Here is a 24,757-nt window from a genome sequence, read left to right as displayed (position 1 = left end):
CCGCGTCACCACCGTAGCAGACCGGTTGGTTATTCCATGATATTCAATGTGCTGTCAAAGGTGAACATCGGTCGTGTTCCTTTGGTTTCCAACACCGTCGTCACCCTGACACCAAAGCTGTTCGAACATTTGTTCGGTTTCCTTCCACCATATCGAACCCTTGGCACGCCATGCCGCCAGACGTCCATTGTTCCCAGCCCCCGCTTCATTCACGACACGTCGGGCCGACACTGCCGCCAATACTTTGGCGACGCCAAAAGCCACCAACTCACACTGCACCACCAGCATCGCCCCGGCGATTCCTCCGGCCCACGGCATGGTCGCGGAAGTCGAGCCGCCGATGGTATCGGCGCACCACTGCATCACCGCGGTGCCGCAACTGGACAGCCAAGCGAAAACGAAGGAGAGATGAGAAGCGAACGGGGCGAGCAACAACGCCGCCAGCCCGGTCAGGGTCAACAAATCCACGAACGGCGCGACAATCAGGTTCGCCGGCACGGAAAGCACCGGCAATTCGGGGTTCATCAAGACCTGTATGGGCAGGGTGAACAGTTGCGCGGCGATGGTCACCGACATCCCCTCAGCCAAGTATCTGGGTAGGAGTTTGGCGAGCCCTTCCGCGATGGGCCCGGCACACAACACGATGCCAAGCACCGATGCACAGGACAGCGCGAAGCCGAAGCTCCTGGACATCGCGGGATTGACCAGCAATGTCAGGACGACCGTCCAACCCAACGCGCTCAGCGCCTGTGGCCGCCTGCCAACGAACATGGATGCCGAAGCGAACACTCCCATGACAAGGGCGCGCATCACGGAATCCGAGGGATACATGGCGCCCGCGAGCCCCATATAGGCCAGCACCGTCAATATGGCGACCAGTTGGCGAGGCAAGAGGAACCTCGCGCAAACCGCACGCACCAAACTGCCGATAAGCGCGAAATGGCCACCGGAGACCGCCATCAGATGCATGATGCCGGAATCCTTGAAATGCATCTCGAGCAACGTTGCGAACGTGGCGTTGACGGGCTCTCCATGGGTGGCGCCCATGAAATCCTGGCCCAAGAGGCCGATGGTCAGCCCAGGAACCAGCACCCGTCCCTGGTCGGAAAGACCTGAGATGACATCGAAAAACCTGTGTTGCATGGCGTCGACCAATCGCTTGCCCGGTGGCGCCCGCTCAAGCACCCGCACCGTCGTGTCGTCGTCCATCGTGAGCCAGACGGGCCGCATGCCATATCTGGCGGTCTGAAGCGTTCCAGACATGGAAACGGTCTGTCCGTCGGAAAGCCGCGCGCACCACGGCTTGTTGGCATATAAGACGATACGCGAATGGCTTGTCTGCCGGACACCGTCACGGCCGAGACCAAGCAGGTGGGCGTTGGCCTGGCAATCGGCTTGGAACGAGCTTGCGGCCGTAATCGGTGAATCGAGCCTGACGTCTGCCTCGACATGACCGCCGCTTTGTCGCGCCAACGCCATGGCCGGATCACGATATTCCATGACATCGGCGCCAAACGATGCGATAAGCCCCGCCAAAGCGGAACATGCCAGCACGGTGATCCACAGCGTCCTGCGCCCACGTGAGGCTCGCCATATCGCCAATACCCCAGGAACCTTGAATCGATCATCCTGATTGTCACTGGTACCAATAGCCGAAACCTGCCACTGCGAATCCCGGGCATGCGGACCTTGCAACGAACTGGCCACATCACGGCTTCGGGCTCGCCGAGTCGTATGCTCGCCACCGAACCATCGAAATGAAACCAGAAGCAATACAACGAGGCCGAGCACCAAAGCCAATAGCACCACCGCACTGAACAACGTCTCAACACCTACGTTGGTGGCCGCCGAATCTCGATGAAACGCGAAACCTGAAAACAAGGATGGGAGATTATCAGGTTTTCCGCTTTTCCCTGCCGAAGACGCGACATCGAACTGTTGACCGATCAGTGAGGCGAACACCGCATGTGCGGCGAGCATGGCTGCCCAGACGCAAATCGCCACCGGCAGCATCCTGTAGTCACGGCTGCCCTGCTCCACGTGATTTTGTCCATCGTCCCCGCTCATGAGACGGTCACCTGCCCGCGCATCTTCTCCAACGTTTTCTGTCCGATGCCGGAGACCTGCAACAGCTGGTCCACGCTGGTGAAGCGCCCGATCGAAGACCGGTAGTCGATGATCTTCTGGGCCATCACCGGCCCCACGCCTTTGATCTGCTGGAGTTGCGTACTATCGGCCGTGTTGAGGTTGACGAGGTTGCTATTACCACTCTGTTGCGTTCCCGGTTGACCGGCTGCGGGGACTGACCCGGTGGCGCTACCCGGTTGCGTGTTTCCACTGCCCGTGCCAGTGGCGCCATTCGCCTCCCCCGCCGCATTCCCACTTTTCGACTCAACGTTTTGAGCGTCTCCGGAGCCTTTTTGTGCTTTTGCAGCCGGGCGATTCCGACTGACCGATGATGAGGCTTCGGCTTGTTGTCGGTTGTAGTTGACGGCTTGCGTCACCAGCATCGTCAAGCTCGCACACAACGCCACCATGAGCAGCAGAATGACCACCACCGCCTGTGTGGGGCGGAAGAACAGACGAGGAATGTCCCGTTGCTGGGCTTTCGGTTCGATGTGCAAAGACCCCGATACGACATCATCGAAATCATGGGTGGCCGAATCTTCGCCTTCTTTGGGATCCGTGGCATCGCCTGCGGCAGGCCCGACAAGCCAACGGTCGATGGACGGCAATGGCGGGAGTCCGACACGCAGCAGGGCGTCATCCAAGACGACACCTCCGCCGTTCGGTGGCATCGGCGTCGTCCCAGCGTCATCGAGTCCCTCCGAAAGACCGCGCGTCGGCGGAGACGCACCCAGCAGCCCCGTCAAACGCCGTGTGCTGTCCCTGTCATCAATCCGTATGCCCATACTTCAAGCATGGTCCACCCACCATGGAAAGTCGAGCCAAACGGGCCACTGTGGTCGAACGCTCGGGGTTATCCACATTTGAGGCGTGTCGTGCTCCCGCAAGCCAAATCATCCACATTCGTCAACATTGACCCATTGAGCTAAGAGCCACCGCAAAAAGATATATCAAGGTTCCTGTTTTACAACATCAGTTCACCTTATCGGACACTCAAATGGCGTAATCATTTATTACGAAAACACAAAATCAGATAACAAAAAGGCATCGGACGTAACCCGATGCCTTTTTGTTATTTACCGATAACGGCTCAAATCTAAGTCTCGAAACCGCTACCAGCTATACAGACCTATTCCGCCGGAACAATCGAAACGATCTTCGGGGCCTTGACAATGACCTTGCGTGGCTCCTTGCCACCCAGGCGGTCGGCGACAGCCTTCAACGCCATGTCCTTGAGCTCCTCAGGGTCGATCGAGGGGCTGACCTCGAGCTTGGCGCGGACCTTGCCCTTGATCTGCACCACGGCGGTGACGGTGTCCTCGCCGACGTAACGCTCGTCGGCCTTCGGCCAAGGCTCATGCGCCAAGGAATCAGCGTGGCCGAGCTTGGACCAAAGCTCCTCGCAGATATGCGGGGCGATCGGTGAAAGCATGAGGATCAGCGGCTCAACGGCGGCGCGCGGCACGGCCTTAAGGCCGGTCAGGTGGTTGTTCAGCACGATGAGCTTGGCGATGGAGGTGTTGGGGCGCATGTGCTCCATCTCCTCGGTGACCGCGGCGATGGTGTTGTTGAGCAACTTCAGCGTCTTGGCATCAGGGGCATCATCGGAGACAGTGACCTCGCCGGTGTTTTCGTCGACGACGTTGCGCCAGAGGCGTTGCAGGAAGCGCATGCCGCCCACGACGTTGCGGTCGTTCCACGGACGCGACTCGTCGAGCGGGCCCATGCTCATCTCGTAGAGGCGGAACGTGTCGGCTCCATAGCGCGCGTACATGTCGTCCGGGGTGATGATGTTCTTGAGGCTTTTGCCCATCTTGCCGAACTCGCGGTTGGCGTGTTGGCCGTTCCATGTGAAGGTGGGCTCACCGGACTTGTCGGCCGGGCCCTCCTTGACTTCGGCGGCGGGCACGTACTGTCCGCGGTCGTCGGTGTAGGCGTAGGCCTGGATCATGCCTTGGTTGAAGAGCTTGTAGAACGGTTCTGGCGTATCGACGTAGCCCAGATCGAAGAGGATCTTGTGCCAGAAACGCGAGTAAAGCAGGTGCAGCACCGCGTGCTCGACGCCGCCGACATAGAGATCGACACCACCGGTCTTGCCCGATTCCTTGTTGTGGTTCGGGCCCATCCAGTATTCGTATTCGTCCGGATCGACCATGTGCTCAGTGTCGTTCGGGTCGAGGTAGCGCATGTAATACCAGCAGGAACCGGCCCAGTTGGGCATGGTGTTGGTGTCGCGGTAGTAGGTCTTGGGCCCGTCGCCCAGGTCGAGCGTGACCTTGACCCATTCGGGATTGCGGCTCAACGGCGCCTCGGGGTTGCTTTCGGCGTCCTCGGGGTCGAAGGTCTTGGGGCTGTAGTCCGGCACGTCGGGCAGGTTGATCGGCAGCATGGAGTCCGGCAGCAGGTGCGGCACGCCGTCCTCGCCGTAGACGATCGGGAACGGCTCGCCCCAATAGCGCTGACGGGAGAAGAGCCAGTCACGCAGACGGTAGCTGACGGTGCCCTCGCCGACGCCGGCGGATTCGAGCCATTTGTTGACCTTCTCGATGACGTCGTTGACGCGCAAGCCATTCAAATCCAGCGCATCGCCTAAGGCTGAAGTGTGCTCGGTCGAGGAATTGATGACAATGCCGTCATGCGAGACGAACGGCGCCTTGCCTTCGTAATCGCTCAGATCCTCACCGGAATCGGGCAGAGGCTTCACAGTATAGATGACCGGCAGGCCGAACTTCTTGGCGAAGTCGTAATCACGCTGGTCGCCACCAGGCACCGCCATAATGGCGCCGGTGCCGTAGTCCATCAGCACGTAGTCTGCGGTGAACAGCGGCAGTTTATCGCCGGTGATGGGGTTGGTGGCGTAAAGGCCGGTGAAGAGGCCAGTTTTCTCGCCGCCCTCGTCGACGCGGTCCTGCGCGGTCTTGGATTCGGCCGCAATGCGATAGGCCTTGATGCCTTCGGCTGGCGTGGCATAGCCACCCTTCCAGCTTTCCGGCGTGTTCTCCGGCCACTGCGCCGGAGCGTCGGCAAGCAGGTCATGCTCGGGCGAGACAACGGCGAACGTGGTGCCGAACAGCGTGTCGGGACGGGTCGTGTAGACCTCCATGTCCCGTTCGCCGTTGGGAGTGGCTACCTTGAAGTGAACCGAGGCGCCGTGGGACTCGCCGATCCAGTTGCGCTGCATCAGCTTGACTTTCTGTGGCCAGTCGATGATGTCGAGGTCCTCGATCAGGCGATGGCCGTAGGCGGTGATGCGCATGGACCACTGACGAAGCTCGCGTTGAAAGACGGGGAAATTGCCACGTTCGGACTTGCCTTCGGCGGTGACCTCCTCGTTGGCGAGCACCGTGCCGAGACCGGGGCACCAGTTGACCGGCGACTTGGAGATGTAGGCCAAACGGAAATCGTTCAAGACGTCGGCCTGTTCGGCTTCGGTGAGCTCGTCCCATTTCTTGCCTGAATCCTCGAAACCGGGGATGGCGCGCTTGCCGCTTTTGAACTGGTCGATCAACGTGTCGATATGGCGGGCGGAACCCTTGCCGCCGTCGGGACGCACGAAATCAGGGTCGTACCAAGCGTCGTAGATGCGCGAGAAGATCCACTGCGTCCATCGCATATAGCCGGGGTCGATGGTGGCGAAGGTGCGGCGGTTGTCGAAGCTCAGGCCCATGCGGTGCAGCTGGCGGCGCATGTTGGCGATGTTGGCCTCGGTGGTCACGCGCGGGTGCTGGCCCGTCTGCACGGCGTACTGCTCGGCGGGAAGGCCGAAGGCGTCATAGCCCATGGCGTGCAGCACGTTCTCGCCTTTCATGCGGTGGTAGCGGCTCACCACGTCGGTGGCCAGATAGCCAAGCGGATGGCCTACATGCAGGCCTTTGCCGGAAGGATACGGGAACATGTCCATCGCGAAGTACGGCGTGCGTCCGTCGGCGTGCCTGCCTTTGCCGTCTGTCAGATCACCTTTGACGTTCGCGGCCCAGAAGGTGCCCTTCTCATCCCATGTTTTCTGCCATTTTTCCTCGATGCCCTGCGCCATCTTGGCGTTGTAACGGTATGCCGGAACACTGGAAATATCGGCGCTCGAATCCGCGCCCTGCTCATTGTCGCTCATAAATAGGATTATCGTGGCTCAACTGGACACAGGCCGCCACATTTCCGCAAAATGGTCATGAACGCTTGTGAAAGTCAAATCTACGCAAAGATGATTTCGTCTGTATATTGATGAGTAGCAGGCAAAATCACGGAAAAGTGAGGAAAAACAAGTTCCCTGCCCATCAACGAAGATGCGGCAAAATCAGGATAAGGGTTCTTAACGGCCGATTTTCATGCGTGTACAGTCCGAAGCGCGGCACCGCGCGTCAACGGCGCATCATCGCAGCGTTAAGCGATTCCTCCGGGCTGTAGCCGATGTCCTTGCGCATGGTATCGGCGGCCTTGCACCATGTGCCATCCTTGGCCATGCCGGACAGGATGGCGTCGATCTTTTTGGTCAGTTCCCCATCCGACGGACGAATCATGATGGCGTGAGGGACCTGGGAGATCCGCGCGACCGCGTTGGCCAGCGAAGCGGACGACGCCGACGATGCCGAATCCCCATCCCCTAGGACGGTGACATCTCGCTCGACGACGCTGGAGGCAAGTCCGTGAAGAATCGCCACATCGGCCGCCACCGCGTTCGCCTCGCCGGAAAGCAGCGCGGTGAGGCATTGCGGGTAGGTTTCACGCTCCTGAATCTTGATGAAAGGAACCGCGGAAGTCAGTTCGCTCCCATCGACCGTTCCCTTGACCGTGCAGATGCTTCGGTCCTGCAATGACGAGATATCGGTGAACTCACGTTGCAGGCGTGTCGGTACCATCAATCCCAACGGATTGGTGAGATAGGGCTTCGACGTGCCGAACTGCCGGCCGGCGCTCGAGGCGGTGGCGGCGGGCAGGGCGGAGACGAACATATCGGCCTTGGACTGCTCCAGCGTCGCCACCGCCGACGAGACGGTCACCGGCTTGAAGACGATCTGTTTTTGCGCGTAGCCAAGTTTCTGCGCCACATAATGGGCCACTTCGACGTCGAAACCTGAGTATTTGCCCTCATGGTCGAGGCTGAGCCCTGGTTCGTCGTTCGGCACGGCGATCGCTATGGTCGGCCCTTCGGGGACATTGGCCGAAGGCGGGGTCTGGGTCGGGCCGCAAGCCGAAGCCACGCACAGCAGACCAGCGCCGCACAGCGACGCGAGCAACGCCCTGAAACGCCTGCGTACGCTTCCTTTGGCCAACAGCGACACCGCAACACTTTTCAATCTCGACAAACCCATGCAAGCGTCCTATTTGAAAAGCTTGGAACGGGTGAGCCACCAGGCCACGATCCCGGTGATGACCATGGAGATGGCGATGACGATGATGAAGCCCCAACGCGAATCGGTGAACGGCATGCCGAACATGCCGTCCTGGAAGTTCATGCCGTACATGGAGAAGATCAGAGTGGGGATGGAGAGCACGATGGAGATGATGGTGAAGATCCTCATCACGTTGTTGAGGTTGTTGGAGACGATCGAGGCGGAGGCGTCGGTCATGTTCGCGAGGACGCCGCTGTAGATGTTCGCCATCTCGATGGCCTGCTTGTTCTCGGTGATGACGTCGTCGAGCAGGTCCTCGTCCTCGGGGTACTGCTTGATGTGGGTCAGCGAGTTGAGCTTTTCGGTAACCCTCAGCTTCTCCATCACGATCTCGTTGGACTTGAGGCTGGTGGTGAAATAGACCAAGGTCTTCGAGAGCTCAAGCAGCTGCAGGATCTCGCGATTCTGCATCGAGTGCTGGAGCTTCAGCTCGAGATTATCGGAGCTGCGGTCGATGATACGCAGGTAGCGCAGGTACATCGTGGCATTCCGATAAAGAATCTGTAATACAAAACGGGTTTTCATGTAGGTGTTGAACCCACGGATGGTGCCCTCCATGAAGGGGTGGAGCACCGGCGTGTCCTGCATGCACACGGTGATGATGACGTGCGAGGCGACGATGATGGCCAGGGGGATGGTCTCGTAATGGTCGCGACCATCACGCTGCTCGACGGTGGGGATGTCGACGATGATCATGGTGTAATCGTCTTCGGAATCGACGCGCGAACGTTCCTCGTCATCCAGAGGCGCGCGCAAATCGGCCAAATCGACGCCGGTCTGCGAGGAAACGGTGGCGAGCTCGACGTCGGTGGGGTTCGACAGACAGATCCACGAGCCGTTCTCCAGCTTGTTGATCTGTTCGACCTGCCCGTTGATCGTATTGAACATCCTCAACATGTCTGCCACCCGCCTTTCGCGTCATTCGCTGTACGGTTCCCGCAGGAGACGACGGCTCACACGCCGTTCGTCCTGGCCACCGGAACGTCTGCCTCCATTCCAAAGAGACACGAACATCTTCCGGATTCCTGCCGTTAACCCAAATTTCAAGGATAATCCCCCGCCGGAACTTTTAGCCGACACCTCGCCGCGGGCGTAGCACGCACCGTCAAGGCCGACGCAAAATCCAGCGCATGGATGCGCCGGCATGGAGCGCGCCTACCACTTCACCTATGCCGGAAACGAGATATCACCCTCGCCCTCACACTGTTTCGGTGACGGGGAACGGCTTCATCAATTCCATTCCGGGATAGCGCAACTCCTGGGGGCCGTTCGACCAATCCTGCTCGTAGGCGATGGCCGGCCCGCAATTGAACTCCGCCAGCGTCCAGGCATAGCCGCCATCGGCCTTATGCTGCGGCTTCAACGTGGACCAGAACGCGTTGGGGATGTTGCCAAGCTCGTCGACCTCGGGATCCATGTTCAGCAGCGTCTCGACGGTCGCGGCGATATAAGAGCCGTGGCTGACCAGCATCAGCGTGGTCGGAATCTCGTCATCGGCGTGCTCATCAAGCAACTCGACGACGGCTTTGGCGCCACGCCTGCCGACCTCGGTGCGGGTCTCGACCCCATACTTGCTCTCGCCGCCCTCATGCGCGCGCCAAGAGCGGAAGGCCTCGGCGTCAAGCTCCTTGATCTCCGGGCGGGTCATGCCCTCCCATTGCCCGAAGCTGCGCTCGCGCAGGCGCTTGTCCAGCGTCACCGTCAGTCCGAGGAGGTCCGCGAAGGCGTGTGCGGTCTGCACGGCCCGGAAGAGGTCGCTGGAGACCACCTCCATCTTGCGCTTGCCCGACGGCACGCTTTGGTATTCCTTGATATCGCTCCGCCTGACGGCTTCAGGACCGGGCTGCGCGAGCAGATCGGGGTGGCGCGCGATATTGCCCACCTTGGCCCAGTAATAGCGCTTCGCCAGCTCCAGGCCAGTCTCGTCGACCTGCCATTGGCCGATGATGTCCAGCGGGACGTCGATCTGCCCCTGCAGACGATGGACGACATTGAAGGCCGTGCGTCCATGCCGTACCAAGATGACTTCGTCGATCATTTCCACTCCATTCCAGCTCGGTTTTCCTAACCCGACGCGCACGATGTGCGAGCCACACCGCTTTCATTGTGCCGCACCCCACCGATGAAAGGAACGCCGTACAGGAAACACGCTTATTTGCCGACAACCATGATCAGCATGCCGATGGCCCACAGTGCAAGGATGACCACGTACGGCCAGAAATGCGCCTTGCTGATGGCGATGAACTCGCGGATGAAGGCGGCCGGCCAGTAATAGCCTTTGGTATGGCTGCCGACGCCGTCGGACTTAAGGCCCAGGTCACGCGCGTATTCGCTGGCGCGGAAGACGTGGTAGTCGCTGGTGACCACGGCGACCCGATAAGGGCACGACATGCGGTTCCTCATCCGTCTGACACGTCCAGGTCTGCGGGTCTCGGTTGCGGAAGACGAAGAAGATGGCTCCACAGTATCGCCGATTGTCAAACCACCATCACTGGAACCGGAGGTTACGGCCTGCTTGAAGCCCAAAGACGTCGCCTGAGACTCGAACGATTCCGCCACGCCACTGCGCCCGTCCATGATCACCTTGCAATTGCGGAGGTTCTCGAAGGTGGTCGTGGATCGGCCTTCCTCGATGATGCACCTGGCAGGCACTCCCCGTTCCTCGACCAGGTAACGTTTCATGGCCTCAGCTTCGCTGATTTCCTCGTCGGCGCCTTGGCCACCGGAGACGATGAACACGCCTTTGCCGTCCTGCCGGCGCCACAGGTCGACCGCCTTGTCGAGTCTTCCGCGCAGCAGCGGGGTGGGCTTGGTGCCTTGCAAACCGGCTCCGAGAACGACGATGTAATCGTATCTCCTGCGCCGCGGGAGAATGCGGTAGATGGTAGAATAAAGCAGCAGCGCGGCGAAGGTGAAGAAGAACCAGAGGCCTTCCAGCGCGATCAGGAGTCCGACGCCTTTGCCCCATCGCGGCGCGTCGAAATAGAATGTCAGCGGGTAGACGGCCACGCAGAACATCACCAGGAGCGCGAACAGCGCCGGCAGGATGGTGGAAAGCGAGAAGCCCTCGTGGCGCACGACGATGACGGTGTTGACCAGCAGGAAAACCACGACGGCGATCGGCGCGAACAGCGCCACCAGCACGATGGGGATGAACGCCCAATCCCGCCAGAAATCAAGCAACAGCCCGCTGGAGAGGCTCAACACGAACAAGGCGAGCCATATCGCGTTGCGGAAACGCCGAGGCTCCTGGACCACCGAAACGACCAAAAGCGGGCCGAACAGCACGCTCGGCCCATAGAGCAGCGCGATCTGCCACCAGTCGGTCATACGGTTCCTTTGTTCGTGGAAGCTGCGACGCAACTCTGGTCGAGCGATATCTCGTGGATGGCATTTACATGAAAATTGAGTATGAAAAAGGCCGAAAACCTTGCTTGAAGGTTTTCGGCCACATCTGTGGAGCTAGGGAGATTCGAACTCCCGACCCCCTCCATGCCATGGAGATGCGCTACCAGCTGCGCCATAGCCCCGGTCTTGTTTCAGTTATCGGCTCCTTAACGAAGCCTTAGATACTTTACAACAAACCGGGCCGATGGCCAAACCGGCGTGTCGCTGGCCGTCAGTTCCCCGTGGAGCCGCTGGAATTGGTGCCGGTCGATGAGCCGCCGGTCTGGCCGCCCGAGGTCGAGCCGCTTTCGCCGGCGCCTGCGCCTGTTCCCGTCCCGCTCGAATCGCCGCCGGAACCGGATTCCGTGCCGCCAGTGCCGTTGTGGGACGTGTCGGTGGAGCCGCTTCCCGAACCGTTCGAATCGCCGCTGGTGCCGCCACTGGTCGTGCCCGAGCCGCCATTGCCCGACGTACCTGAGCTGGAACCCGTGCCGCCCGACGTGGAGCCCGTTCCGTTCGACGTCCCCGAATCGCCGGTGGTGCCGGAGTTGTTCTGGGTCGTGGAGCCATTCTGCTGGTTGGTGCCGTTGGTGCCCTGCTTGTCCTTGTCCGAGGTGTCGCCGGAATCGTCGCTACGGCGCTTCGGGTTTTTGGTGCTCGAATTGGTGACGATGTTGCGCACCACGTCATCGGTGCCCTGGCCCTTGGTGACCAGCGAGATGATGCCCGCAGTGATGCCGACGGCCACCAAGGCGCTGACCACGGCCACGACGATGGCGATGCGCTTGTAGCGCTTCTGGCGCGAGGAATCGAAGGTGTGGATATGCCCGTCGTCCTGCCCGGGTCCTCCTTTGAGTTTGTTGGACCCGACGACCGCGGTGGCACGCGGCTTGCCGCCCACTGGAGGCATCACCGCGGTCTTGCCCGAAGCGGCCGGGCTCATGACCTGCGTGGCGCCTTGGTACGCGCCCTTGCCGTCCTTGCGGTTCGCGCTGTCCTTGTCGTTCTTGCCCTCGCCGGCGACGGCCGGCATGGCTTTGGTCGCGTCGGGCTTATCATTCCCAGGCTTGTTTCCACCATTCTTGGCCAATGCGGCAAGACTCGTGGAGGTACCGTCCAAACGCAGCGTGGAGGTGCCGTGGACGAGCGATGAGACCGCGGGGGCGTTGTTCAACCGGCCGTGGTGCCCAACGTCTGAGCCGATGACCCGCGTCCTGTCGTCCGGACCGGCTCCAGCGGCGATCTCGTCTTCCGGTTCGCCGTTGGGCGTGCCTTCCTGCAGCTTCTTGCCTGATTCCTTGAGCACGTTCTGATAGATCTGCGAGGCCACCGCGGAGACGATGGAGCCGACCGCCACGCCGATGACCGAGCCTGCGATGCCGATTTTCGCCGACAACAGGAACGAAGTGACCGCAGCTAGCGCACCGGCTATGATCTGCGAGACCGAAATCCCCTTGAAAAAATTCTTCATGGTACCTAAGAGTAACGGACGCTGGTTGAAGAATGCTGAGAAGTAGACGAAACCTTGCCGAACGCTTACAGATTTCGGCTCAGAGCCTACTGAACTTGCATTACATTCTTGATATTTCCGATTCGACAATAAAAAGCAGGACCGATAATCCCACTTCAATGCTTGCGATGGTCGTGTATCCAATCCTCCACGCGACGGAAGAGATTGACGATCACGGAACGGTGCAGGATGGACATCAGCACGGCGAGGAAGATAAGCGCGAAGCCGACCAGGGTGGTGAACCGCAGCTTCGTGCCCCAGAAAATGATGGAGAAGAACTCCGAGAACAGGCTTTCCGTGCACATCACCACGGAGGCCGACGCGGCGGAGACGTGCGCCAGGCCGATGTTCTGCATGAGCTGGGCCAGCGTGGTGGCGCCGAGGAAGAGATAGAGGAAGCTGACGATGATCTTCGGCTGCAGCCACGCGGCGTTCGGCACCGGCTCGGTCAGGAGCGCGCCGATGAAGAAGAGGACGGAGGCCACGGCGAATTGCATGAAGGTGACGGCGATGGCGTTGTATTTCTTGGAATAGACACCGAGATAGGTGAGGTTGAAGGAGAAGACGACCGCGCAGGCGATGGTGAGGATGTCACCGAACGAGAGCGAAAGCGACAGGCCGCCTGGTTTCAACGCTACGAAGCCCACGCCGACCAGGCAGATCACTCCGGCGATGATGTTGATGTTGTGCGGCCGGTTCTTGCTGACGAACCACGAGGTGAACGGCGTCAGGACGCAATAGACGGCGGTGAGGAAGGCGCTGCGGCCCGGGTCGATGGTCAGCAGGCCCTTGGTCTGCAACGCCATCGTGCCCCAGTAGGTGGCTCCGACGATGAGCGCCGGCAGGAGCATCGACTTGTTGAGCGCCGGGATGATGCTTCTGTGGAACAGGATCAGCATCACCACGCACGCGCCGCCGGTGCGCATGCCCATCATCCATTGCGGCGGGATGGCCGTCATGGCGATCTTGGAGACCAGGTAGCTGCCGCCCCAGAGCGCGGCGCAACCCAAGAGCAGGAGCCGGGCCAGATTCGGCGGGAAATTACGGGAAAGGCGGCTGCGCAGGCCTTGGAAGCCAGCGCGACGGGTGGTGTCCGGGAAAACGCCTCCATCGGCGGCGGAAGCGGCGGAGTTTTTGCCAAACGTCTCTGACGTCTTCGTGTCACTTCCAACAGGCATGTGGGCCTTCTCCTTGCGGCTTTTGACGGCCAGTGTCTCTCTTGTGCGGCATCTCACATACCCGATACGCCGCCTTGCCTCGCACCGTGTCCAACAGCCATCGCTGGCCATCACACGCATGCACTGATATCTAAATTAGGCCATTGGATGATGGAGACACGCCTAAAACCTGGCCATATTCCCGGTGTCGAGCAACATTTCACGCATTGGTCACAACATGGGAGATTCGCAATCATGGAAACCGCATCCGCTGATTCGACCATTGCCGCAATGATCAACCAAGAGCTATAGAAAACCATCGGCGCCAAATCACCTTTCCCATTTATTCCCTTTTGCGCGGTGACTAACGTCACACGTTTTTCCCGGCGAACACGGCCGTAACGACGTAAGATGGAGGCGTATGGAAAGCAGTTCGAACGAAAGGACAGCATCATGGCTACTCTTACCCCGGAAATGAAGGAATTCATCAACAACAACCTCGCCTGGATCGCCACCGTCAGCAAGGAAGGTCAACTCGGCCTCGGCCCGAAGATGTCGATGTTCGTGCTCGACGACAACCACCTCGCCTATCACGAGCGCACCGCCGGCCAGCACTATAAGAACCTCGAGGACGGCAGCCCGCTGGTGATCTGCTTCGCCAACCTCGAGCAGAAGAAGGGCTACCGTTTCCGCGGCAACGTGACCCTGCACTCCGACGACGCCATCTACGACGAGCAGGTCAAGGTCGCCGAGAAGAACGGCACGAAGAAGCCCGCCACCATCCCGGTGCTCGAGATCACCGAAATCCAGGATCTCTCCGCTGGCCCCAAGGCCGGCACCACCATCAGCAAGGACTGAGCGCACAGGCGGTAATAAGCATATTTCCTTAAAGGAAATGGATTAGAAATTGAGGGCCCCAGATCATGGGGCCCTCAATTTGTTAGACACCATGGTGTATAAATAATTATATAAAAGTGTTTGGTTTGACACAATTGCGGTAGTTGAACTGTAGCTGGGTTTCCCTGGTTGGCATCTGCAAGCCAATATCGCGCAAAGGGTGTGCATGGGGGAACCTTAGGATGTGCAGCAAATTCTCGCTCGACCTTGATTGGGACGCGATCGGCCAGGATTTTGGCGTCGGCGACGACCAAATATCGAATGACACGCTTCCCAGCCGGACCTTTCTGGTCAAGCCCAAACAGAACATCGGCCTGATCGCCCAAGGCCGGGACGGCACCAGGCACCTGCGGGGGGCGAGTTGGTCGCTTATCCCCCGCGTGAGCGCCACCGACAACCTGGATTACCCGACCTACAACTCCCGCATCGAATCGGCGAAATGGCGTCCGGCGTATTGCGATTCGCTGGACCACATGCGCGCCATCATTCCCGCTTCGGGTTATTTCGAGCCGCACCAACGCCGTCCGTTCTATTTCCATGCGCCCGACGACCACGTCCTCGCGATGGCCGGCCTGTATTCCTGGTGGCGGCAGACACCGTCCTCGCCGTGGAAGCTGACCGCGGCGATCATGACCTGCGCGGCCACCGGCGGAACGGAGAAGATACACAAGCGCATGCCGTTGCTGATCTCAGCCAACCTGCGCGACCGCTGGCTCGACCCGCACCAGGACGGCGTCTCCATCCTTGACGCGGTCCACCAATCCGCCAATAAACTGGCGCAGCGCCTCGAATTCCACGAGGTGGCACCCTTATCCGGTGACGGCCCGCATATCATCGAACCTCTGAACAAGGAGAAACCCGCAAGCCTGTTTTAAGGCCCCATCCATATCGCATTTCAAACGACGGGTTCCGGAACGTTCGAGGCCATTCAATCCGGACGAATCCGGAATCGTATTACAATAAGACTTGAGATGGATGACTCCGCGCCATCGCCATCTCATCAGGCCGCATCACGCGACCCTGCTACGCGGCGCCGTGCTCCACATGCAACAGAAGCTCGCCGCCAGCCCCATCGAAGATGTCCGCATGGGGGGTCTCGTCAAGATTCAAATCCACATGCAGTTTCGCGCCGCCGTCACGGGCGCTGACATCGTAGGCGTAATGGCGGTTGTCGAGCAGCGTGGGGGCCGTGGTGGCATCGGTGAGCCAAGGGCGCGCCCTGCGGATCGCTGTGAGCTCGCCGGTGAGTCGGTACATCCATTCCCCTCTTGGCGAAAGCCCGGCCGGAGTCTCGGGATATTCGGGGCGGATGGCGTCATCGCCGCCGACGCCTTCGGTTTTGATTCCCTTTTGGGCCCGTTCATCGCCGTAATAGACCGAAGGCGTGCCGCCCACGGTGAAGAGGATCGTCGCGGCCAAGGCGAGCTTTCCCCCGTCGATCGTGCTGGCGACGCGTGTGACGTCGTGGTTGCCGATGAACGTCTGCGGGACGAAGGTTTCAAGGAAGCCGTCGTGCCGCTTCAGACACCAATCCAGCTCGTAGAAATTGCCGTCCTTGAGGCTGCTCCAGATCGCCTTCCACAGCTCGTACTGGGTGACGGTGTCCATGGTGGAGTCCTTGACAATCTGCGGATAATCACCCTGGATGGCCTCGCCCATGAACCAGGCGCCTGGCACCTGGGCGCGGACGCACGGCAACACTTTCGCCCAGAATCCAGCCGGAACGGTGGTGGCCGCGTCAAGCCGCCAGGCGTCGACGCCGCGCTGCATCCAATGGACCATCACATCGACCACCAGATTGGCAACACGCGGCGATTCGTGATTGAACGCCGGGAGGATGGCATGGCCCTCGAATTTCTTGTAATCGAGCGTGCCGTCCCCGGCCTCGGAAAAGCTGAACATGTCCTCATCACTGTGGCTGATGGTTTCGCCATCGCGCAACTGGCCCTGGGCGCGCCCCAACTCGCGCTGGAACTCCGGGAAATCGCGGCCGACATGGTTGAAGACCCCGTCGAGCATGACGGCGATGCCGCGTTCGTGGCAGGCCGACACCAGGCGGTCGAAGGCGGCGTCATCGCCGAGCCTCGGGTCGATATGGTAGAAATCGATGGTGTCGTATCCGTGCGTGTCGGAATCGAAAATGGGGGCGAGCAGCAGGCCGTCGCAGCCCATCCCCTTCATGTAGTCAAGCCAATTGACGAGCCTGTCGAGCCGCGGGACCATGCGGCGCTCGCCATCGGATTGCGGGCGCACCGATGCCCCGCAGAAGCCCAAGGGATAGACCTGCCACCAGATCCGTTGAGCCATCGAGTTCATATCCCCTCCAAGTTCGTGTCCTCTAACACCATGTCCGGTGCCCCATCCAAGCCTACCAGCCACGCGTTATGCGGTTTTGCCGTCCTATCAGAGCATGTTCAAAGACATTCCCGACGACATAAGGGACGGTTTTTCGATGCCCACCATCCACCTTCGTCCGTGAACCTCGTTTCACCTCTGGATACAATGAGGATCGAGGAAAAGCCCAAACGCATGGACCGCCGAAATGCTCAACGCAAATCGACGGTCCACATGGAATCATCCGGCGCTACACGCCCAGACGTTTCGCATAGAGCCAAAGCTCAACGATCAGTCCTCGTCCTTGGCGCGGACGTGCTCCTTGATGTTGTTCTTCACCTCGGTGGCCTGTTCCCTGGCCTGAGCCGCGTTGGCATTGCCCTTCGCCTTGGCCTCGTCGACCTTGTCGCCCAGCTTGTCCTTGGCGTCGTCGGCCTTCTTCATGGTGTCGTCGACCACATCGGTCGCCTTGTTCTTGGCGTCCTGAGCGACGTCACCGATCTTCTTCCCCGCTTTTTCGGCTGCGCTCTTGGCGTCATCGAAAAGTCCCATGGTATTCCCCTTTAATTCGTCAGTTGCCGGCCGTCATCAACCATCTGTTCGATTCATGACCGGAATACGACGACAGTGCGCCGTCATATAATTATTATTTTAGCCTATAAATCATTATGCAAGACTAAACATCCTTAAAGGATATGACTGGCGTTGTGTTCCGCGCTTGTCAGAAGAAGGGCGACAAGCCGCTGAATTCGCGGCCTTAGAGCTTCGGGTTCTCCCATTCCGGGGTATCGGCGAGGGCCGGCCCATGGTTGTAATCCGAAAGCGCCCAACGCAACGGCTTGCCGGGGACGGCGATGGGGATGAGCCTGGCCCAGTGCGCGTTTCGCATCGAGAAGACCGCGCTGTTCGCGTCGGCGTCGTTATCGGCGTTGAGCAGCGTGCGAACGGTGTCGGCGATGCATGCGCCGTGGGAGAATACGTAAAGATCGGTGTCCTGCGTGGCTTTTGCGGCCCATTCGGCGATGGCTTGTGTGGCACGCTGGCCGACATGCTTGTCGGGTTCGACATGGTGGTTGAGCTCGCCGCCCTCGCCATGAACCCAGGAGATGAAATCCTCGGGATACTTCTTCATGATGTCGTGTGTCGCCTCGCCTTCCCAGTCGCCGTAATGGCGCTCGCGGACACGTTCGTCGGGATGGACCTCCTCGCCGATGAGGTCGGCGAAGGCATGGGCGGTGGCCATGGCGCGGCCAAGGTCCGAGGCCACGATCAGGCGCTTGCGCTGTTTGTCGTGTTCGCCATCGACATAAAGCTCTTTCAAGGCGCGCCCGGTCTGATGGACCTGCCAGTTGCCGACCGCGTCAAGCGGGATGTCGATGGTGCCCTGGACACGGCCGGCGGCGTTGTAGGCGGTGCGTCCATGGCGCACCAACGTCAGCGAACGGACATGGACATTGGGATCGAATAACGTGCTGAAATCCATCACTATCTCCTAAAAACCACAGGTGATGTGGTCGGTGTTGAAAACCACAGGTGAAGCGGTCAGTCTTGCGTTTGAGCCGCAGCCGTATCGGAGGAGAGGCCTGCGGGCGCATCCGGCAGCTCAAGGTCGATGGCGGGGCAATCCTGCCAGAGGCGCTCGAGGTCGTAATAGCTGCGTTCTTCCTCGTGCATGATGTGGATGACGAAATCACCGTAGTCGAGCAGCACCCAGCGGGCCTCGTCGAGGCCCTCACGGCTGCGCGGCTCGAGCTTGTCGCCCTTGGTGTAGAGCTCCTTTTCGACCTCCTCGGCCACGGCCAGGACCTGCCGCTCGCTTGAGGCGGTGGCGATGAGCATGGCGTCGGTGATGGCGATGGGCCCCGTGACGTCGAAGGCGACGATATCGGTGGCCTTCACCCGGTCGGCCGCGACCGCCGCCAGACGCAGGGCCTCAATCGTAGATTGCAATGCTGCCATATATTAACGCTCCCATTCAGGCTTCCAGCCCTCTACCACGTGTTGTGTGTTCTCAGAATAGATCATCGAATCGTCCGGCACCGCGTGGCGGATGACGGAACCTGCCCCGGTGGTGACGTTGTCGCCGACCTCGACGGGCGCGACGAAAAGATTGCCCGCGCCTACGTGGACGTTGGAGCCGATGTGCGTGCGGTTTTTGTGCACGCCGTCGTAATTGGCGGAAATGGTGCCGCCACCGATGTTGGTGTGCTCCCCCAGCTCGGCGTCGCCCATATAGCTCAGGTGCGGCACCTTGGTGCCAGCGCCGATGTGCGCCTTCTTCATCTCGACGAACGCGCCGGCCTTCGTGCCTTCCTCCAGCACGTTGCCCGGACGCAGATAGGTCCAAGGCCCGATGTTGGCATCAGGCCCGATATGCGATTCCTGCACACGGCTGCGCTCAACTGTGGCTCCAGCCTCGATATGAGCATCAATCAACGTGGTGTAAGGTCCGATGACGGCGTTTTCGGCGACGGTGCTGTGCCCCTGAAGAAAGGAGCCCGGCAGCACGGTGACATCCTGCGCCAGCTCGACGTCGTCCTCGATCCAAGTGGTCTCGGGGTCGAGGATCGTTACGCCCGCACGCATCCAACGCTCACAGATGCGCAGGTTGTGCTTGCGGGAAAGGTTGGCCAGCTGCACGCGGTCGTTGACGCCTTCGACACTCAGGGCGTCAGGCGCGGCGAAAGCGCCGACCTTGCCCGTCTTCCGAGCGCTTTCAAGAGCGTCGGTCAGGTAGAACTCGCCTTGCGCGTTCTGCGAATCGAGTCCCTGCACGGCCCGCGCGAGCACGGCCGCGTCGAAGACGTAGACGGAGGTGTTGATCTCATGGACCGCCAGCTCGCTGCTGTTGGCGTCCTTCTGCTCGACGATGCGCAGCACGCTACCGTCGCTGTCGCGGATGATGCGGCCATAGCCGGTGGCGTCATCGAGGTTGGCGGTGAGCACGGTGGCGTCGTTGCCGCTCTGCTTATGGAAATCGATCAAGGCGTCGAGCGTGGCGGTGTCAAGCAATGGCATGTCGCTGGCGGCGATGAGGACGGGACCGGTGAGGCTGCCGTCCCCGTCGAGTTGCTGCATCGCGCACTGGACCGCGCGTCCCGTGCCGGGGATATCGTCCTGTTCGACGATCTCGACCTTGTCGTTGTAGCTTTGCGCGGCCTTGGCCACGCGTTCGGCCTGATAGTGCACGACCACAGCCAAAGTGTCTGGGTCAAGCGCGGAAACGGAACTCATCACGCGTTCAAGGAAGGTCTTACCCGCGAGCTCGTGAAGCACTTTCGGCTTGGATGAACGCATGCGCGTCCCCTCGCCGGCCGCCAGTATGATTGCCGCACTCAATGCCATATCTACTCCAATTCCGCGCTTCAAGGCGAAACGCACTGCGAATACGCAAATCGGCTGGCATCCGAAACTCCGAATGGTCAGCCGACTTGAATGAAGTTCCTCCACCTGGATTCGAACCAAGACTAAGGGTTCCAAAGACCCGTGTGCTGCCTTTACACCATGGAGGAATGGGACGATCCAAAGACCGAACCGATTTTCTATTATGCTGGCCACCGCTGACAACCCGACACGCATGAACGCAATCATCAGGCTGTGACGACCACGTGGCCAGCCGACTTGACACCGGCCTTTCACATCGAATCAGGCGAAGAGGAAGCCCTGCCCGTGATGTTCTGGATAGGTGTCGAAGAGCTTGGCGACCGAGCCATCCTCGAAGACGGCCTTGATGGCGCTGGCCAAGAGCGGCGCGATGGAAAGGACGGTGAGCCCGTCCCAACGCTTGGATTCGTCGATCGGCACGGTGTCGGTCAACACGACCTCGCGGGCGCCGCTGTTCTTGAGGCGCTCGACGGCGGGATCGGAAAGCACGCCGTGCGTGGCAACGACGGTAACGGACTTGGCGCCGGCCTGTTTCAGCACTTCGCAGGCGCCGACGATGGTGCCGCCGGTATCAATCAAGTCGTCGACCAGGACACAATCCTTGCCGACCACGTCGCCGACCACGCGGTTGGAGGTGGCATGGTTCGGGCGGTTGATGTCGCGGGTCTTGTGGACGAAGGCGAGCGGGCCTCCGCCCAGGCGCTGCGCCCATTGTTCGGCCACACGGATACGGCCGGCGTCCGGGGAGACCACGGCGACATTGTCGAGATTGCCCTCGAAACGGTCGCGGATATAGTCGACCAGCACCGGCATGGCGATCAGGTGATCGACCGGTCCGTCGAAGAAGCCCTGCGACTGCGCGGCATGCAAATCCACGCTCATCACGCGGTCGGCACCTGCGGTGCGCAGCAGATCAAAGACGAGACGGCAGGAAATGGGCTCGCGGCCGAGATGCTTCTTGTCCTGGCGGGAATAGCCCAGAAGCGGGCAGACGGCGGTGATGGAACGGGCCGAGGCGCGCTTCAACGCGTCAATCATGATGAGCTGTTCCATGATGGCCTTGTTGACGTCACCGGCATGGCTTTGCAATACAAAGACGTCCGCGCCACGCACCGATTCGGTGTAGCGCACATACATCTCGCCATTCGCGAAATCGTATGCCGTGGTTTTGAGGATGTCGATGCCAAGCTGGTTGGCGACGTCCGCCGCCAGCTGGGGATGGGCCCTGCCGGTGACGAGTATGAGATTCTTACTGGGCTTTCCTTCTAGGATTGCGCTCACCATATCTCCAAACGTTATCGTCTGTATGAACCACAGCCATACTAGCTTCTCAACGCGACGGGGACACACTCGGTTCGTTCACATCGGATTCGTCCCGATCGCCAGAGGTCTCCGAATGCTTGAAAACCGACCAGAACTCATGAAGCACGACAAAGGCACAGGTTATATTCAGCGCCATAAACACCGAGCCTACATATCCGTAGCTCAGCAACCATTGCCCGTTAGTTACCAATGCTGCCTGCAAAAGAATAATCACCGACAGGCATACCTGAACGATACGGAGCCGCGTCTTTTTCATTGTCTTACCTCCATTGGTTTATCGGTGAGATTCATCACTGATACCAAGAATAACATGACGGAACAAAAATCAGGGCTGGGTATATAGCCCGTGCTTGGCAATGTATTGCACCACGCCGTCGGGAACGAGGTACCAGACCGGTTCGCCCAACGAGACGCGGTGGCGGACGTCGGTTGAGGAGATGGCCAACGCGGGGATTTCCAAGGTGTCGACTTCGATTTGCGTGCGCATGTGCTCGGGGCTTTGGTAGCCGGGCCGGGTGACGGCGACGAAGTGCGCGAGGTCGAACATGCTCCGCGCCTCTTTCCATTTGAGAATCTCGGCCACGGCGTCGGCGCCGGTGATGAAGAAAAGCTCGGCGTCGGGGTTCAGCGCGTGGATGTCACGCAACGTGTCGATCGTGTAGGTGACGCCTGGCCGGTCGATATCGACGCGTGAGACGGTGAATCTGGGATTCGAGGCCGTGGCGATGACGGTCATCAGGTAGCGGTCCTCGGCGTTAGTGACGTGCTTGCCTAGCTTGAAGGCCGGACGGCCCGTCGGCACGAAGATCACCTCGTCGAGGTTGTAGACCCAGGCGACTTCGCTGGCGGCAACCAAATGGCCGTTGTGCACGGGGTCGAAGGTGCCGCCCATGATGCCGATGCGGCGACGCGCGCCTTGAAGGCGCTTGTGGATTGGTTGCGAACCGGGAGCCTCTATGGAATTCGGGTCAGGCACGGAGGACAGCCCGGACATCTTGCGGGTCTGTTCCGGGGGCTGCGACTGATCGTTGGCGGTGTCCAATGATGGACTTTTGACGACATTGCCCAGCCGTGTCGGCGGAATCTTTTCGCCCGCGGCCGCGTCGACGGAAACGGGAACAGAACCGTCACTCATGCCTTGCCATCGCCTTTGCCCTTGGCCTTGGCTTTGTCGCCATCCTGGGACGTTTCCGCCTCGGCCTCTTCACGCTTCTCGTCGGCTTGCTCGGTCTGCTCCTCGATGGCCTCGACGGTGGCGTGCTCGCCCGGATCGATCTTGCCCATGTCCTCGTCGTATTCGTCCTGCACGACGCGGCGGATCTCGGCGAATGTGGGAATCGGGAAATCGGGCTGGTAGAGCCTGCGTACCGAGGCGACGCACTCGGTGGCGCGCACGAGCAGATCGTTCATCGCGTCGACATCGCCCTGCGCCTCCCGCCTGCTGAACTCGGCGATGTAGCGCTCCATCGCGGCGAGACGCTCGGCCACGGTCTGCTTGCCGTCCTCATCGAGGTCGACCACGTCGTCTGCATCCATTTCAGGCCAACCGATCAGCGCAGCGTCCGCGTACTCGAGGGAGGCGCGCTGGTCCGCGGTGGCGATGCCGTCCTCGACCTGCACCAGGAAGACGTAACGGACGATGGCGAGGCGCTCGGAGGCGATCTTGAGGCCGATGCGGGGGTTGTTCACATCGATGCCACGGTCTTCGGCCAGCTTGTAGTCGGCCTTGACGCCGACCTGTTCCTCGGCTTGTTGGTTTTCCCCGTCATTTTGCGGCTTCTGGCCGTCCGTCATGACGCTCATGGAATGGTTTTGAGGATTCTGGTTGGCTGAGATGCCGCCTTCCAGCCCTTTGTTCTCGCCGTCTCCGCCGGCGGTGCCGCTCTCGTTGTGTTCAGCGTCGTTCATATCATGCCTCCGCTCGTGTCAAGCCCGCACCTGGCCGGTGCCATAGCCAATCCATTTGGTCGTGGTCATCTCCGTGAGCCCCATCGGTCCGCGGGCATGCAGTTTCTGCGTCGAGATGCCCAATTCAGCTCCAAATCCGAACATACCGCCATCCGTGAACCTTGAGGAGGCGTTGGCCATGACCACCGCCGAATCGATACGTTTGGTGAAGCGTTCGATGGCGGTGTAGTCCTCGGAGATGATGCATTCGGTGTGTCCGGTGGAATGGGCGTTGATATGCTCGATCGCCTTGTCCAAAGAGCTCACGACCTTGACACCCATTTTCAGTGCAAGGTATTCCGTGTCCCAATCCTCGCGTGTGGCGTGCACTAGATTGAGGTTTTCAATACCGCTTTGGTCGATGATCCCGTATGCCTCGTCGTCGGCATGGAGCTCCACTCCGGCTTCCGCGAGCGCACGGGCGGCAAGCGGCAGGAAGTCCTTGGCCACATCGCGGTGGACGATGAGCTTTTCCGCCGCGTTGCACACCCCGACCCGCTGCGTTTTGGCGTTCAGGATGACCGGGATGGCCTTGGCGAAATCCGCCGCCCTGTCGACGTAGATATGGACGTTGCCCGCACCTGTCTCGATGACCGGCACCTTGGAGTTGCGCACGACGGCCTGGATGAGTCCTGCTCCCCCACGCGGCACCAGCACGTCGATATGGCTTCGCGCCTCCATCATCGCCGTGGCACCCATACGACTGAACCTGTCGACGGAAGCGACCAACGCGGCGTCAAAACCTTGTTCCTGCAACGTTTTCTGGATGATGGCGAGCGTCGCTTCGTTGGTATGCTGCGCCTCGTGGCCACCACGCAACAGGACGGCATTGCCTGATTTGAGACACAGCGAGGCGACATCTACCGTGACATTGGGACGGGCCTCATAGATCATGCCAAACACGCCGATCGGCACACGTACTTCGTTGAGCCTCAAGCCATTCGGCAATGTCGAGCCACGCACGATCTCACCGACCGGATCGGGAAGCGTGGCGACATGGCGGACTCCGTCTGCAGCGGCCCTTACCCGTGCCTCGTCGAAAAGCAGACGGTCAAGCTTTCCGGCACTCATACCGGCCTGCCTGGCGGCATCCATGTCAGGCCTGTTGGCATCAGCGATGGCGGCAGCGCCTGATTCAAGCTCGTCCGCGATGGCATCAAGCAACGTGTTCTTCTGCTCGGTGTTGGCGAGCGCCAGCACTCCTTGCGCCTTGGCCGCGGCATCACCCATGGCGCAGACCTGACGGAACACATCGGGATCGAGAACCGGTGAATCCTGGCTGTTGCTTGCGATCATGGGTGCTC

Annotated in this window: 21 protein-coding genes and 2 tRNA genes; 2 read left to right on the top strand and 21 right to left on the bottom strand. The window is 60.3% G+C overall.

What is annotated here, in order from left to right:
* Positions 1–54 precede the first annotated feature (54 nt).
* The 10 genes from OZX73_RS04205 to OZX73_RS04160 form a co-directional block, all read right to left on the bottom strand.
* Positions 55–2,067, bottom strand: coding sequence for a ComEC/Rec2 family competence protein (locus OZX73_RS04205; protein ID WP_277147841.1), 2,013 nt, complete (start codon positions 2,065–2,067; stop codon positions 55–57).
* Positions 2,064–2,912: a helix-hairpin-helix domain-containing protein gene (locus OZX73_RS04200; RefSeq protein WP_277147839.1), complete on the bottom strand. Its 849-nt coding sequence runs from the start codon at positions 2,910–2,912 to the stop codon at positions 2,064–2,066. Before OZX73_RS04200 ends, OZX73_RS04205 begins: the two co-directional genes overlap by 4 nt.
* A 344-nt stretch (positions 2,913–3,256) precedes the next feature.
* Positions 3,257–6,235 (bottom strand): leucine--tRNA ligase, encoded by a 2,979-nt coding sequence (gene leuS / locus OZX73_RS04195; RefSeq protein ID WP_277147837.1) that lies wholly within the window; start codon positions 6,233–6,235, stop codon positions 3,257–3,259.
* A gap of 247 nt (positions 6,236–6,482) precedes the next feature.
* On the bottom strand, positions 6,483–7,433 hold the full coding sequence (locus tag OZX73_RS04190) for a transporter substrate-binding domain-containing protein (RefSeq protein ID WP_277147835.1): 951 nt from the start codon (positions 7,431–7,433) through the stop codon (positions 6,483–6,485).
* A gap of 9 nt (positions 7,434–7,442) precedes the next feature.
* Positions 7,443–8,411: a magnesium transporter CorA family protein gene (locus tag OZX73_RS04185; protein WP_277147833.1), complete on the bottom strand. Its 969-nt coding sequence runs from the start codon at positions 8,409–8,411 to the stop codon at positions 7,443–7,445.
* Between the two features lie 301 nt (positions 8,412–8,712).
* The gene (locus tag OZX73_RS04180) at positions 8,713–9,552 is read right to left on the bottom strand and encodes a histidine phosphatase family protein (protein ID WP_277147831.1); all 840 of its coding nucleotides are present in this window, start codon (positions 9,550–9,552) and stop codon (positions 8,713–8,715) included.
* A 113-nt stretch (positions 9,553–9,665) separates the two neighbouring features.
* Positions 9,666–10,844 (bottom strand): YdcF family protein, encoded by a 1,179-nt coding sequence (locus tag OZX73_RS04175; protein ID WP_277147829.1) that lies wholly within the window; start codon positions 10,842–10,844, stop codon positions 9,666–9,668.
* A gap of 127 nt (positions 10,845–10,971) precedes the next feature.
* A tRNA-Ala gene (locus OZX73_RS04170) sits at positions 10,972–11,044 on the bottom strand.
* 89 nt (positions 11,045–11,133) lie between these two features.
* Positions 11,134–12,372: a hypothetical protein gene (locus OZX73_RS04165; protein ID WP_277147827.1), complete on the bottom strand. Its 1,239-nt coding sequence runs from the start codon at positions 12,370–12,372 to the stop codon at positions 11,134–11,136.
* 155 nt (positions 12,373–12,527) lie between these two features.
* Positions 12,528–13,589: a DMT family transporter gene (locus tag OZX73_RS04160; RefSeq protein ID WP_277147824.1), complete on the bottom strand. Its 1,062-nt coding sequence runs from the start codon at positions 13,587–13,589 to the stop codon at positions 12,528–12,530.
* Positions 13,590–14,021: 432 nt separating this feature from the next.
* Here OZX73_RS04160 and OZX73_RS04155 point away from each other — a divergent pair, with 432 nt between their 5' ends.
* Together OZX73_RS04155 and OZX73_RS04150 are read left to right on the top strand one after the other, a co-directional pair.
* Positions 14,022–14,426: a pyridoxamine 5'-phosphate oxidase family protein gene (locus OZX73_RS04155; protein ID WP_277147822.1), complete on the top strand. Its 405-nt coding sequence runs from the start codon at positions 14,022–14,024 to the stop codon at positions 14,424–14,426.
* Positions 14,427–14,647: 221 nt separating this feature from the next.
* On the top strand, positions 14,648–15,340 hold the full coding sequence (locus OZX73_RS04150; protein WP_277147820.1) for an SOS response-associated peptidase family protein: 693 nt from the start codon (positions 14,648–14,650) through the stop codon (positions 15,338–15,340).
* 148 nt (positions 15,341–15,488) lie between these two features.
* On the opposite strand, the gene OZX73_RS04145 is transcribed toward OZX73_RS04150, so the two are convergent.
* From OZX73_RS04145 to OZX73_RS04095, 11 genes are all read right to left on the bottom strand, one after another.
* A complete protein-coding gene (locus OZX73_RS04145) occupies positions 15,489–16,772 on the bottom strand; it encodes an alpha-amylase family protein (RefSeq protein WP_277147818.1) in 1,284 nt (427 codons plus the stop codon).
* Between the two features lie 318 nt (positions 16,773–17,090).
* Positions 17,091–17,351 (bottom strand): hypothetical protein, encoded by a 261-nt coding sequence (locus OZX73_RS04140; protein WP_277147816.1) that lies wholly within the window; start codon positions 17,349–17,351, stop codon positions 17,091–17,093.
* A gap of 205 nt (positions 17,352–17,556) precedes the next feature.
* On the bottom strand, positions 17,557–18,282 hold the full coding sequence (locus OZX73_RS04135) for a histidine phosphatase family protein (protein WP_277147814.1): 726 nt from the start codon (positions 18,280–18,282) through the stop codon (positions 17,557–17,559).
* 59 nt (positions 18,283–18,341) lie between these two features.
* A complete protein-coding gene (rsfS, locus tag OZX73_RS04130; RefSeq protein WP_277147812.1) occupies positions 18,342–18,758 on the bottom strand; it encodes a ribosome silencing factor in 417 nt (138 codons plus the stop codon).
* Between the two features lie 3 nt (positions 18,759–18,761).
* A complete protein-coding gene (glmU, locus tag OZX73_RS04125; RefSeq protein ID WP_277147810.1) occupies positions 18,762–20,144 on the bottom strand; it encodes a bifunctional UDP-N-acetylglucosamine diphosphorylase/glucosamine-1-phosphate N-acetyltransferase GlmU in 1,383 nt (460 codons plus the stop codon).
* Positions 20,145–20,240: 96 nt separating this feature from the next.
* Positions 20,241–20,311: transfer RNA gene (locus OZX73_RS04120), tRNA-Gln, on the bottom strand.
* Positions 20,312–20,444: 133 nt separating this feature from the next.
* A complete protein-coding gene (locus tag OZX73_RS04115) occupies positions 20,445–21,467 on the bottom strand; it encodes a ribose-phosphate diphosphokinase (RefSeq protein ID WP_277147808.1) in 1,023 nt (340 codons plus the stop codon).
* 46 nt (positions 21,468–21,513) lie between these two features.
* Positions 21,514–21,762 carry a hypothetical protein gene (locus OZX73_RS04110; RefSeq protein WP_277147806.1) on the bottom strand — a complete coding sequence of 83 codons (249 nt, stop codon included), beginning with the start codon at positions 21,760–21,762 and terminating at the stop codon, positions 21,514–21,516.
* Between the two features lie 69 nt (positions 21,763–21,831).
* Positions 21,832–22,641, bottom strand: a complete 810-nt coding sequence (nadD, locus tag OZX73_RS04105) for a nicotinate-nucleotide adenylyltransferase (protein WP_277147803.1) — start codon at positions 22,639–22,641, stop codon at positions 21,832–21,834.
* Positions 22,638–23,219, bottom strand: a complete 582-nt coding sequence (locus OZX73_RS04100) for a phosphoribosylglycinamide synthetase (RefSeq protein WP_277150924.1) — start codon at positions 23,217–23,219, stop codon at positions 22,638–22,640. The genes nadD and OZX73_RS04100 overlap by 4 nt, the downstream gene beginning before the upstream one ends.
* Before the next feature lie 213 nt (positions 23,220–23,432).
* Complete coding sequence (locus OZX73_RS04095) at positions 23,433–24,749, bottom strand: glutamate-5-semialdehyde dehydrogenase (RefSeq protein ID WP_277147801.1); 1,317 nt, start codon at positions 24,747–24,749, stop codon at positions 23,433–23,435.
* Positions 24,750–24,757: the final 8 nt, after the last annotated feature.

The organism is Bifidobacterium sp. ESL0775, assembly GCF_029395475.1.
In the GTDB taxonomy this organism is placed as follows: domain Bacteria; phylum Actinomycetota; class Actinomycetes; order Actinomycetales; family Bifidobacteriaceae; genus Bifidobacterium.
The sequence above is the reverse complement of the archived record's forward strand: the minus strand, read 5'-3'. Positions and strand labels throughout refer to the sequence as shown.

What these genes read in the sequence shown, in the direction of transcription:
- OZX73_RS04205 (WP_277147841.1), bottom strand. Translation starts at nt 2,067, where the DNA reads ATGAGCGGGGACGATGGACAAAATCACGTGGAGCAGGGCAGCCGTGAC.
- OZX73_RS04200 (WP_277147839.1), bottom strand. Translation starts at nt 2,912, where the DNA reads ATGGGCATACGGATTGATGACAGGGACAGCACACGGCGTTTGACGGGG.
- leuS (WP_277147837.1), bottom strand. Translation starts at nt 6,235, where the DNA reads ATGAGCGACAATGAGCAGGGCGCGGATTCGAGCGCCGATATTTCCAGT.
- OZX73_RS04190 (WP_277147835.1), bottom strand. Translation starts at nt 7,433, where the DNA reads ATGGGTTTGTCGAGATTGAAAAGTGTTGCGGTGTCGCTGTTGGCCAAA.
- OZX73_RS04185 (WP_277147833.1), bottom strand. Translation starts at nt 8,411, where the DNA reads ATGTTGAGGATGTTCAATACGATCAACGGGCAGGTCGAACAGATCAAC.
- OZX73_RS04180 (WP_277147831.1), bottom strand. Translation starts at nt 9,552, where the DNA reads ATGATCGACGAAGTCATCTTGGTACGGCATGGACGCACGGCCTTCAAT.
- OZX73_RS04175 (WP_277147829.1), bottom strand. Translation starts at nt 10,844, where the DNA reads ATGACCGACTGGTGGCAGATCGCGCTGCTCTATGGGCCGAGCGTGCTG.
- OZX73_RS04165 (WP_277147827.1), bottom strand. Translation starts at nt 12,372, where the DNA reads ATGAAGAATTTTTTCAAGGGGATTTCGGTCTCGCAGATCATAGCCGGT.
- OZX73_RS04160 (WP_277147824.1), bottom strand. Translation starts at nt 13,589, where the DNA reads ATGCCTGTTGGAAGTGACACGAAGACGTCAGAGACGTTTGGCAAAAAC.
- OZX73_RS04155 (WP_277147822.1), top strand. Translation starts at nt 14,022, where the DNA reads ATGGCTACTCTTACCCCGGAAATGAAGGAATTCATCAACAACAACCTC.
- OZX73_RS04150 (WP_277147820.1), top strand. Translation starts at nt 14,648, where the DNA reads ATGTGCAGCAAATTCTCGCTCGACCTTGATTGGGACGCGATCGGCCAG.
- OZX73_RS04145 (WP_277147818.1), bottom strand. Translation starts at nt 16,772, where the DNA reads ATGGCTCAACGGATCTGGTGGCAGGTCTATCCCTTGGGCTTCTGCGGG.
- OZX73_RS04140 (WP_277147816.1), bottom strand. Translation starts at nt 17,351, where the DNA reads ATGGGACTTTTCGATGACGCCAAGAGCGCAGCCGAAAAAGCGGGGAAG.
- OZX73_RS04135 (WP_277147814.1), bottom strand. Translation starts at nt 18,282, where the DNA reads ATGGATTTCAGCACGTTATTCGATCCCAATGTCCATGTCCGTTCGCTG.
- rsfS (WP_277147812.1), bottom strand. Translation starts at nt 18,758, where the DNA reads ATGGCAGCATTGCAATCTACGATTGAGGCCCTGCGTCTGGCGGCGGTC.
- glmU (WP_277147810.1), bottom strand. Translation starts at nt 20,144, where the DNA reads ATGGCATTGAGTGCGGCAATCATACTGGCGGCCGGCGAGGGGACGCGC.
- OZX73_RS04115 (WP_277147808.1), bottom strand. Translation starts at nt 21,467, where the DNA reads ATGGTGAGCGCAATCCTAGAAGGAAAGCCCAGTAAGAATCTCATACTC.
- OZX73_RS04110 (WP_277147806.1), bottom strand. Translation starts at nt 21,762, where the DNA reads ATGAAAAAGACGCGGCTCCGTATCGTTCAGGTATGCCTGTCGGTGATT.
- nadD (WP_277147803.1), bottom strand. Translation starts at nt 22,641, where the DNA reads ATGAGTGACGGTTCTGTTCCCGTTTCCGTCGACGCGGCCGCGGGCGAA.
- OZX73_RS04095 (WP_277147801.1), bottom strand. Translation starts at nt 24,749, where the DNA reads ATGATCGCAAGCAACAGCCAGGATTCACCGGTTCTCGATCCCGATGTG.